The sequence below is a fragment of the Bacteroides cellulosilyticus DSM 14838 genome, from assembly GCF_000158035.1.
Taxonomy (GTDB): Bacteria; Bacteroidota; Bacteroidia; order Bacteroidales; family Bacteroidaceae; genus Bacteroides; species Bacteroides cellulosilyticus.
In genome coordinates, this window is sequence record NZ_EQ973492.1 from 928209 (window position 1) to 938680 (window position 10472).

A 10472-nucleotide genomic window follows, 5' to 3' on the forward strand; every position below is an offset into this window, starting at 1 on the left:
CACAGTCTAGAAGTCCTGTCATGCCGGAATGGGTAAAAGTTGAGTCTCCGATGACTGCCACTGCGGGGTGAAGACCGCCATCAGAGGCGCCTTTTGCCATTGTAATGGATGCCCCCATGTCTACACATGAATTGATGGCATTGAATGGCGCATTGGCTCCTAAAGTATAACAACCGATATCACTGAATACCTTATGAGTTGGATATTCTTCTTTTAGTACTTGCGTCAGTACAGTATACATATCACGATGTCCACAACCTTCGCAAAGTGCAGGTGGGCGCATTTCTACAAGAGAAGGCACTCCAAACTCTGATTTGTTTTCTTTTCCTACGGTGCGCGCTACCTTGTCCGGATTTAATTCACCGTCCTGTGGCAATGTGCCATCCAGACGTCCTTTTACTTTAACGCCAATGCCGAGATAACCTTTCAACTGTTTCTCAACGAAAGGTTGTCCATCTTCCAATACCAGAATCTCATCGCAGGCTTCTACCAGCTGTAGAAGTTGTTTCTTGGGCAATGGATATTGCCCAATCTTTAATACAGGATATTCACAGCCGTCAGGATAGTTTTCCATCAGATAGTTGTAGCCGATACCGCAAGCTATGATACCCATTTTTTTGTTAGGACCATCTATATACTTATTATATGGAGAACTTTCAGAGGCTTCTATGAATTCAGCCTGACGTTCCAACAAAACTTTGTAACGTTTGCGTGCATTACCTGGTAATAGGATAAATTGGCGTGGGTCTTCACTGAAAGATATTTCATTCTGGACTTGTTGAGCCTTTTGCTCTACACCTGAACGAGAGTGGGCGAGACGAGTGACCATACGCAATAATATCGGTTCGCCGATTTTTTCAGAGAATGCAAAGCCGTTATAAACCATGTCGTACGCTTCTTGCTGATTACTTGGTTCGTACATGGGAATAAGTGAGAAATCACCGTAAAAACGGCTGTCTTGTTCATTTTGTGAAGAGTGCATGCTGGGATCATCCGCTGCTATTACGATTAATCCACCTTTTACACCGGTAACGGCTGAATTGATAAAACAGTCGGCAGCTACATTCATACCTACATGTTTCATACAGACTAATGCTCGTTTACCAACAAATGACATACCCAAAGCGGCTTCCATTGCGGTCTTTTCGTTAGAAGACCAACGACTGTGAATATTTTGTTCAGCCGTAATGGGTGCCATTTGGATGTATTCTGTTATTTCCGTGGAAGGAGTGCCGGGATAGGCGTAAACGCCTGAGAGTCCGGCATCTAATGCAGCTTGTGCAATGGCTTCATCGCCAAGTAAGAGTTGCTTGCTCATATCTGATTGTTTTAATGTTAGTCATGGATTATTAATAAGAAAATAATCTGCGTTTTTCACTCGCAAATATAGCCTTTTGCTTTTATTTTATTACGATTTTACTTGAAAATCTTTCTTTCGTTTAAAGCATTCCAATATTTTCTAGCATTTTTCATATGATCAGTGTAATTGGAAGCAAAGTTATGGGTACCTGAAAAGTCCTCTTTGGCACACATATAAATATAATTGTGCTTTGCATAATTCAGCACAGCATCAATGCCAATGGTTGAAGGAATACGTATCGGTCCCGGTGGTAATCCGGCATTTAGATAAGTATTGTAGGGTGACTTTACATTCAGGTGCTCATTCGTAATTCTTCTTAGAGCGAAATCTTGAAGTGCGAATTTAATGGTGGGATCGGCCTGTAAGGGCATACCCTTATTTAAACGATTTATGTAGAGACCTGCAACCATGGGCTTTTCTTCATTGTTATTTGTTTCTTCTTCTACAATAGAGGCGAGCGTCGATACTTCTTCCGGGGTCATGCCTATGCTTGTGGCCTTGGCTAGTCGTTCCTGATTCCAGAATTTCTCATGTTCTTTCTTCATACGGTCAAAGAAATCCTGTACGCTCATATTCCAATATACTTGATAAGTTTCGGGAATGAACAGGCTGGCCATTGTTTCCTTTGTATATCCCATTTTCTTTTGAAATAGCGAGTCGTTCATTATTGCTGCAATTTCAGTAGAATCAATCATAAGTTGTTTACCTACGCTGCGAGCAAGTCTATCTAAAGTACGTACATTGCTAATGGTCAGATTTATAGGTTCTTGATATCCTCTATATAAACGACTAAAGACGTGGTAAACACTCTCTTCTGGACGGATGGCATAGCATCCGGTGTGGATGTTTGAATTGTAGTCACGCCATTTAGCCATCCAGAGAAAGCCTGAAAAACTTTTCGGATGTCCCTGTTTTTTTACCTTGTTATATATGGAATCCGGTGTATCGTCTTTGTCGATATAAATATAAGCTGTTTTGGAGGGATGAAACTGTGGATAGAATAAATAATAATAGAATGTTCCGGCACAAGCTGCACCAATAAGGAACAGGGCTGTCAATCCTCCTATGAGAATTCTTTTTGTCTTCTTTTTCATCGGTTTCTACAGTTTTCTTTAGTCAGGCAAAGGTAAGAAGAATCTATGAAATAAAAAAAGAGATGCATAAGCATCTCCTTTCCTTTGAGCCGCTAGCCAGACTTGAACTGGCGACCTACGCGTTACGAATGCGTTGCTCTACCAACTGAGCTATAGCGGCAGTGACTTTTCATTTACGGGGTGCAAAATTACATCTTTCTTTGAAATTACGAAAAGAAAAAGGTTTTTTTTTGAAAAAATCTTTCTTAAAATGGTTTTCTATATTTGCTCTGTCATTTTTCCTTCTAAAATAATTGTTTTATCAATATAAAAAATACATCTTTGCAAATCTTACTGTCAACCTAAAATCTGACAATAATTATGAATTTGAAGATATATTATAAGAATCTTTCATCCCGTATTGCCTCCAAGTGGACTATATTGGCTATTGATATTTGTTTGATAATGATTTCCATGCTTTTAGCATGTATCCTTCAGCTCGGGGTATCTTCTATAATATATAAGATGTCATTGTATGTATGGATGATTTTTTTCTCTTTGTTTTGTAATCTGTGTTTCTTTTCTGTCTTTCATACATATGTTGGAGTTATTCGTTTTTCTTCGTTTGTGGATATCTATAGAGTGTTTATATCTCTTACATTGAGCTATGGAGTACTGGGGGTAGGAAATTTTTGCTGGTCAGCTTTTGGTTTGGGAGAAACATTACCCAGTGGAATAATTTTTATAGCATATATTCTTAACTTCATATTCATGGCATGTCTGCGCATTTTGGTGAAAATGTTGCATGAAGTTTTGTCTTTTGATATTCGGCATTGTGTGAATGTGTTTATTTATGGCTTTCGTGGAACTGGAGTGAATATAGCAAAATCTATGCGTGTAAGTAGAAATAATCATTATCGTGTATGTGGTTTTATTTCTGATGAGCCGTGGATGATAGGCAAACACACCATGGGATGTAGGGTATATGCTAATGATAAGATGTTATTTGAACACTTAAAAAGGAAGAATGTACGTACGATTATTGCTTCACCTGATAAGTTGGTGGATTTGGAACAGTCTGGTATAGTAGCACAAATGTTAGCTCAGGATATTCATGTGATGACAGTGCCTCCCTTGAGCGATTGTTTGGATGATGGAATTATAAAAGATATCCATATAGAAGATTGGCTTCGTCGTGAACCAATTCAGGTTGATATCCGTAAAATAGCGGCTTATGTTGAGGGACATCGAATATTGATAACCGGTGCTGCTGGTACTGTAGGGCGGGAAATCGTTCGCCAGTTGGCGGCGCTAAATCCATATCAGTTGATATTGGTTGATCAGGCTGAATCTCCTTTGTATGATATTCAATTGGAATTGTCTGACCATTGGAAGAATCTCGAAGTACGGGTATTAGTAGCAGATGTTACAAATTATACTCGTATGGAGGCTATTTTCAGAGAGTGTATGCCGCAGTTAGTCTTTCATGCTGCAGCATATAAACACGTTGCCATGCTTGAAGATTATGCTTCTGAAGCTATACAGGTGAATATTTTAGGAACAAAGACTGTTGCGGATTTGTCTGTAAAATACAAAATTAAAAAATGTATGATAATTTCTACAGATCATGCTTTCTGTCCGGTGCATGCTATGGGGTATAGTAAATGTTTGGCTGAAATGTACGTACAGGGATTATCTCGCAAAGTAGTGCAGGAAAATAGTCTTACTAAATTATTTGTAGTTCGCTTCAGTGATGTATATCCTGATGCCCCTCGCAGTTTAATGACTGTATCGGAAGCTTGTCAGTTGATATTGGAAACGGGGAATTTGGGTGAGAATGGTGAAATCTATGTGTTTGAAGATGATGCAGTAGAAGATACACTGCCCACCAGCTATGAAAAAATAAGGAAAAGCAAAGGATATTTCATTGATTATACTATGATTTGCGAGCAGATTAATACTTTAACGGAAAATAATTGCATGCAGGATTCAGCGGTAATAATTAACAAAATGAAAAAAATAATCTCATATTTTTCTGAGTCTTGTGCGGATGCCTGAACGGCTGAATGGAGTTTTTAATTCTTTTTCCGAAATTTCGATGTAAAATAAATGGGCGTTCTGAAATAATGTGCTACCTTTGTGCCCGATTTATATTTAACTGTAGGAATTTTAAAGATTAATCAAATATCTTATGCGTAGATTAATAGCACTATTCTTTTCAATCTTCATCCTTGTAGGGGGCGTTATGGCCCAGCAAATGTCGGATGATCAGGTGGTTCAATATGTGAAAGAAGCACAGAGAACTGGCAAATCGCAAAAGCAAATGACTACTGAGCTATTGCGTAGAGGAGTAACCAAAGAACAGGTTGCTCGTATACAAAAAAAATATGCCGAGCATAGTACTGCTGCAGATGGAGTAGAAAACAAACCCTCTCAACTTCGTGAACGTACTTCTTTAATGACAGACGGGAAAGCTATTAGAGGTACTTCTTATGAAGAAGCAGAATTAGAAGAACAGAAAGAAATAATTGATTTAAAACGTGATGCGAAAGCTACTCCTGAAGCACCAGGAAGCAATATTTTTGGTCATAGTTTATTTTCTAATAGAAACCTTTCTTTTGAGCCGAGTGCAAATCTGGCTACTCCGGTAAATTACCGTTTAGGCCCGGGTGATGAAGTTATTATAGATATCTGGGGAGCTTCAGAAAATACAATTCGTCAGACGATTTCTCCCGAAGGAACTATTTTAGTCCGTGGTTTAGGTCCCGTTCATCTTAGTGGTATGACTGTAAAAGAGGCGAACTCTTTTTTGCAACGTGAGTTTTCTAAAATCTATTCTGGAATTTCAGGTACTGAGCCCAACTCTGAGATAAAATTGACATTGGGTGACATTCGTACGATACAAATTAATATTATGGGTGAGGTTTCTGTACCGGGAACTTATACCTTATCTGCATTTTCCACTGTATTTCATGCTTTATATCGTGCTGGTGGTGTAAACCGTATCGGTAGTTTACGTAGTATTAAAGTGGTACGCGATGGTAAAACCTTTGCTGATCTGGATGTTTACGACTTTATAATGAAAGGTAAAATGAAGGATGATATACGCCTTCAGGAAGGTGACGTGATCATTGTAGATCCTTATCAGTCTCTGGTTGAGATTGTGGGTAAAGTCAAAAGACCGATGTTTTATGAGATGAAACCTACAGAGACTGTTGCTACCATATTAAATTATGCAGGTGGTTTTACTGGTGATGCTTATAAAAAAGCCATTCGTCTTGTGCGTAAGAGTGGACGTGAACATCAGGTCTTTAATGTAGATGAAATGGATTACTCTGTTTTCCGTTTGGATGATGGAGATATGATTACGATAGATGCTGTACTGGATCGTTTTGAAAATCGTGTAGAAGTTCGTGGTGCTGTTTATCGTGCCGGTTTATATCAACTAGACGGTACAGTAAATACGGTGAAACAATTAATAAAGAAAGCTGAAGGATTGCGTGGAGATGCTTTCCTGAATAGAGTAATTATAGATAGAGAGCATGAAGACCTGTCTCATGAAATCATTGCTATTGATTTAGGAGGACTATTAAATGGGACAATTGCTGATATTCCTTTGCAGAAAAATGATATTCTGTATATCCCAAGTATTACTGACCTGAAAGAAGAAGAAACGGTTGCAATTTATGGTGAAGTTGCTAATCCGGGTACTTTCCTTTTTTCTAAGAATATGACTATTGAAGATTTACTTGTTCAGGCAGGTGGTTTGTTGGAAGAAGCTGCTACAACAAGGGTTGAGGTAACTCGTCGTATTAAAGATCCTAAGAGCACTTCATTCAGTAGTGTTTTAGGTAAAACATTTACTTTTGATATAAAAGATGGTTTTATTGTTGGAGGAAATGCGGAGAACTTCTATTTAGAGCCCTTTGATGCTGTTTATATTCGTAGAAGTCCTGCTTATCGTAGGCAACAGAATGTGGTTGTTGCTGGTGAAGTACTTTTCTCTGGTAGCTATTCTTTATTGAAGAAGAATGAGCGCTTGTCTGACTTGGTTAGCAAGGCTGGTGGTGTAACTCCGGATGCTTATGTAAAAGGAGCTCGTTTAATCCGTAAATTGTCCGATGAGGAAAGACGTCGTCAGAATGACGCTATCCGTATGGCTCAGAATGGTGAGGGAAAGGACTCCATATCTATACAGAAATTAAATCTGTCAGAGACCTATACTGTAGGTATTGATCTGGAGAAAGCTTTAGCCAATCCAAAGTCTGATTTTGATTTGGTTTTGCGTGAGGGAGATGTACTGTATATTCCGGAATATGTGAATACTGTGAAAATCAGTGGTTCGGTCATGTATCCTAATACCGTAGTGTATCAGAAGGGAAAGAATCTGAAATTCTATATTAATCAGGCGGGTGGTTATGGCAATATGGCAAAGAAGAAGAAAGTTTATGTGGTTTACATGAATGGTACGGTATCTCGTCTGAAGGCAAGAAATGCCAGTGCTATAGAACCGGGATGTGAAATTATCGTTCCCAGCAAGGCTGAAAAGAAGCATATGGCGATGGCTGAAATTTTGGGTATTAGTAGTACAACTGCTACAATTGCAGCAATGGTAGCAACTATGGCTAACGCTTTTAAGTAATTTGGATTATGGGTGAAGAAAAAAAACTGAATACACTTCCTCAACAACCAGAGGAACAGGAAATAGACTTGATTGAACTTGCCAAGAAAGTTTGGGCAGAGCGAAAATTGGTTTTTAAAGCGTGTGGATATGCTGCGTTAATAGGACTGGTTGTTGCATTTAGCATTCCCAGAGAATATTCCACTAGCGTAACGTTAGCACCAGAAAGCACTGGGAAAACTTCAGGAGGTAGCATGGGAGCGTTGGCTGCTATGGCTGGAATCAATATGGGCTCTTCTGTTGGAGAAGATGCTCTTTATCCGGATCTTTATCCGGATATCGTAAGTTCTACTCCGTTTCTGACTGAGTTGTTTGATGTAAAGGTCAAAGATGATAAAGAAAAGGTAGATACTACACTGTATGTTTACTTGGACGAACATCAGCGTGCTCCTTGGTGGGGTGCTATTATTTCTGCTCCTTTTAAAGTTTTGGGTTGGACCATCTCTTTATTTAAGGATGATGAAGTAGAAGGAACTGGCACACTGGATCCTTTTAGATTAACAAAAGATGAAGCAGACATTGCCGAAGCGCTAAGTAAACGTATTGCTGTTTCTGTTGATAAGAAGACAGGTGTTACTACCTTGACGGTAACAATGCAGGATCCTTTAATTTCTGCTTCATTAACCGATACAGTAATGCACCGCCTTCAGAATTATATAACTGAATATCGAACTAATAAAGCTCGTCATGATTTGGCTTTTACCGAGAAATTATATACAGAAGCAAAAGCTAACTATACGGATGCCCAAAGTAAGTATGCATCTTTTGTAGATGCCAATCAAAATATTATTTTGTTAAGTTATCGTGCTGAGCAGGAGCGTTTGCAAAATGAGATGAGTTTAGCATATAATGTATATACTCAAGTTGCCCAACAGTTACAGATGGCAAAAGCTAAAGTACAAGAAATTACTCCGGTATATACTGTTGTTCAGCCAGCGACGGTTCCTTTGCGTCCGTCTAAGCCTAGCAAGCCCATGATTCTGATAGGTTTCGTATTTTTGGCTGGTGTCGGTAGTGTTGGATGGATATTGTTTATAAAGGATTTATTAAAAGGATGGAAAAAGCAAACAACGATATGATGATGGATGAAAATTCGCGTAGCTGGTATGTATTGTACACAGCGCCAAGATTGGAACGTAAATTGATGCAACACCTTACTGTTGCCGGATATAAGACTTATTGTCCTATGCAAACAATTTATGTGAACTGGAATGGAAAGACAAAGGAAATTATTGTTCCTTTTTTCTCCGGTTGTGTTTTTGTAGAGGGAGATCTTAAGGATATGACCTCTGTTGTAGCTTCTCAAAAAGCGGCATTTTTAGTGAATGCTGATGGTAAAGAGCTTACTATAGTATCTGATAAGGCAAACCTTCCAGGAAAGTTTGCCCAATTATTGAAGTAATGATGAAGTTGATTTCAGAAGAACTGTTGGATAGTGTGTCCCATGAAGCACGAGAGAGTTCTCGTTTGCGTATGAATTATAATTTTCATGAATCATTGGACTCACCTATTCATCGCTTGCTTAACGCATTAGAGCCGGGAACGTATCTTCCTCCTCATCGTCACACTGATAAAGAGGAGACTTATGTAGTATTACGTGGAAGTCTGTTGACTTTCTTTTATGATGATTTAGGTAATGTAATAGAAAAAGTTAACCTAAATCCGTCGGCTGGAGTCTATGGGGTGGAGATTCCTTCCGGTACTTGGCATAGTATTATTGCTTTAGAGCCAGGCACTGTGATTTTTGAAATCAAAAGTGGCCCCTATAAACCACTTCCTCCCGAAGATATTGCGCCATGGGCGCCTGCACCCTCCGACTTGGAAGGTGCGGCTGTGTTTATGAAACGAATGTTGGAGGTTTAATTAGCACCTTCAAACATTCGGCTTCGTGCCAGCATGCATGCACCTACAATGCCGGCCTTATCTTTTAACTTGGATGTCGTGATAACTGAGTCTTTATTCACGAGGTTTAAGGAGTATTTTCGTACTGCTGTTTTTATAGGTTGCGTAATGTAGTCTCCGGTTAGAGATAATGTTCCTCCGATTATTACTAACTCGGGATTAAAGATATTTATAAGACCGGCAATTTGTTTACCTAATTTTTGCCCGATTTCTTCGACAATTTCAATGCATAGCACATCTTCCTTGTTTACTGCTGCTATAATCTCATCTAATGTTAATGGGTTTTCCATATTAATCCGTTCGGATAAAATAGAATTTTCTCCTTTCTTTATTCGTTCCAGCAGAGTACGGTGTAATGCTGAGCCGGAAGCTTCTGTTTCCAGACAACCTTTCTTTCCACAGTGGCAGATGATTTCATTATCAAATGTGCTGATATGCCCAAATTCTCCTGAGAATCCTGATTTTCCTTTGTAGATTTTTCCATCTATAATGATTCCGATTCCTAATCCCCAGCTGACATTTACGAAAATAATATCTTTTTCTCCTTTAACGCATCCTTGCATGTATTCTCCATAGGTCATTGCTCGTGTATCATTGTCGATTGTGACAGTATATCCTAGTCTTTCACTTAATACATCTGCAAGAGGACGTTCTTCAAAATTAAACTGGCTGAAACTATATCCGGATTCTGGGTTTACCCGACCTGATACATTGACATTGATATTAAGAATCTTTTCAGTGTCAATTGAAAGTTTCTTGATGAAATTGAGAATAAGGCTACAAAGCTCGTTCATTCCTTCCAAAGAGTTCTCAAAATTATAAGGAATGTCCATTTTGAGATCTACCATATCTCCTTTGAAATTGATTAATCCGATATTGATGGAGAATTTTTTTATATCTACTCCAATAAAGTAACCGGATTGAGGATTCAAGCCGTATAGATGCGGGTGGCGTCCTCCGCTTGTTTCCAGTTTCCCATAATCATTTATATAACCTTCATCGAACATTTCACCTATTAATTTAGTGACAGTAGGGATACTCAGATCTAACTCCTTAGAGAGATCAGGAATTGTAGAACTACCATTATATATATAATAGGTGATAATCCTTTTTTTTATAAGGGCATTTTTAGACCCCATTTCTATTTCTTTTAGGAATTGCTGATACATACTCTTTGTTAATTTCATTATTGTCAACAAAGATACTTAATAATTTTATTAATATCAACCTTTCTATGTGAAAAAGAATATTATTTCTTCTTTTTATTTAGTTGATAATTGCTGAACTCTCCTTTTTCCTTATTCCTTTTTTATCTTTAGTTTGCGTTTCTTTTCTTTTATCTCGTTATTATTAATTAATAATATGGCTATATATAATTAAATGCATCGAATAATAAGAATTTAATAATAAAATAATTTATTATCTATTGTTTATTTAATAAATATATCTATATTTG

Annotated in this window: 8 protein-coding genes and 1 tRNA gene; 5 read left to right on the top strand and 4 right to left on the bottom strand. The window is 38.1% G+C overall.

Features of this window, described 5'->3' with window-relative positions; genetic code table 11:
• The 3 genes from BACCELL_RS21905 to BACCELL_RS21915 form a co-directional block, all read right to left on the bottom strand.
• Positions 1 to 1318, bottom strand: a 1318-nt coding sequence (locus BACCELL_RS21905; protein WP_007214276.1) for an indolepyruvate ferredoxin oxidoreductase subunit alpha, incomplete at its 3' end; no start/stop codon positions are given.
• Positions 1319 to 1416: 98 nt separating this feature from the next.
• Positions 1417 to 2454 (bottom strand): endolytic transglycosylase MltG, encoded by a 1038-nt coding sequence (gene mltG / locus BACCELL_RS21910; RefSeq protein WP_007214277.1) that lies wholly within the window; start codon positions 2452 to 2454, stop codon positions 1417 to 1419.
• 87 nt (positions 2455 to 2541) lie between these two features.
• Positions 2542 to 2614, bottom strand: a tRNA-Thr gene (locus tag BACCELL_RS21915).
• 200 nt (positions 2615 to 2814) lie between these two features.
• Here BACCELL_RS21915 and BACCELL_RS21920 point away from each other — a divergent pair.
• The 5 genes from BACCELL_RS21920 to BACCELL_RS21940 all read left to right on the top strand — a co-directional run bounded on the left by BACCELL_RS21920 (position 2815) and on the right by BACCELL_RS21940 (position 8977).
• Positions 2815 to 4491, top strand: coding sequence for an SDR family NAD(P)-dependent oxidoreductase (locus BACCELL_RS21920; protein WP_007214278.1), 1677 nt, complete (start codon positions 2815 to 2817; stop codon positions 4489 to 4491).
• Positions 4492 to 4624: 133 nt separating this feature from the next.
• Positions 4625 to 7075 carry an SLBB domain-containing protein gene (locus BACCELL_RS21925; RefSeq protein ID WP_007214279.1) on the top strand — a complete coding sequence of 817 codons (2451 nt, stop codon included), beginning with the start codon at positions 4625 to 4627 and terminating at the stop codon, positions 7073 to 7075.
• A gap of 8 nt (positions 7076 to 7083) precedes the next feature.
• Complete coding sequence (locus BACCELL_RS21930; RefSeq protein WP_007214280.1) at positions 7084 to 8193, top strand: Wzz/FepE/Etk N-terminal domain-containing protein; 1110 nt, start codon at positions 7084 to 7086, stop codon at positions 8191 to 8193.
• On the top strand, positions 8169 to 8516 hold the full coding sequence (locus BACCELL_RS21935) for a UpxY family transcription antiterminator (RefSeq protein ID WP_007214281.1): 348 nt from the start codon (positions 8169 to 8171) through the stop codon (positions 8514 to 8516). Before BACCELL_RS21930 ends, BACCELL_RS21935 begins: the two co-directional genes overlap by 25 nt.
• Positions 8516 to 8977, top strand: a complete 462-nt coding sequence (locus BACCELL_RS21940; RefSeq protein ID WP_007214282.1) for a WbuC family cupin fold metalloprotein — start codon at positions 8516 to 8518, stop codon at positions 8975 to 8977. The genes BACCELL_RS21935 and BACCELL_RS21940 overlap by 1 nt, the downstream gene beginning before the upstream one ends.
• Here the strand turns inward: BACCELL_RS21940 and BACCELL_RS21945 are convergent.
• Complete coding sequence (locus tag BACCELL_RS21945; protein ID WP_007217797.1) at positions 8974 to 10185, bottom strand: ROK family transcriptional regulator; 1212 nt, start codon at positions 10183 to 10185, stop codon at positions 8974 to 8976. The two genes, BACCELL_RS21940 and BACCELL_RS21945, sit on opposite strands and share 4 nt — an antisense overlap.
• Between the last annotated feature and the right edge of the window lie 287 nt (positions 10186 to 10472).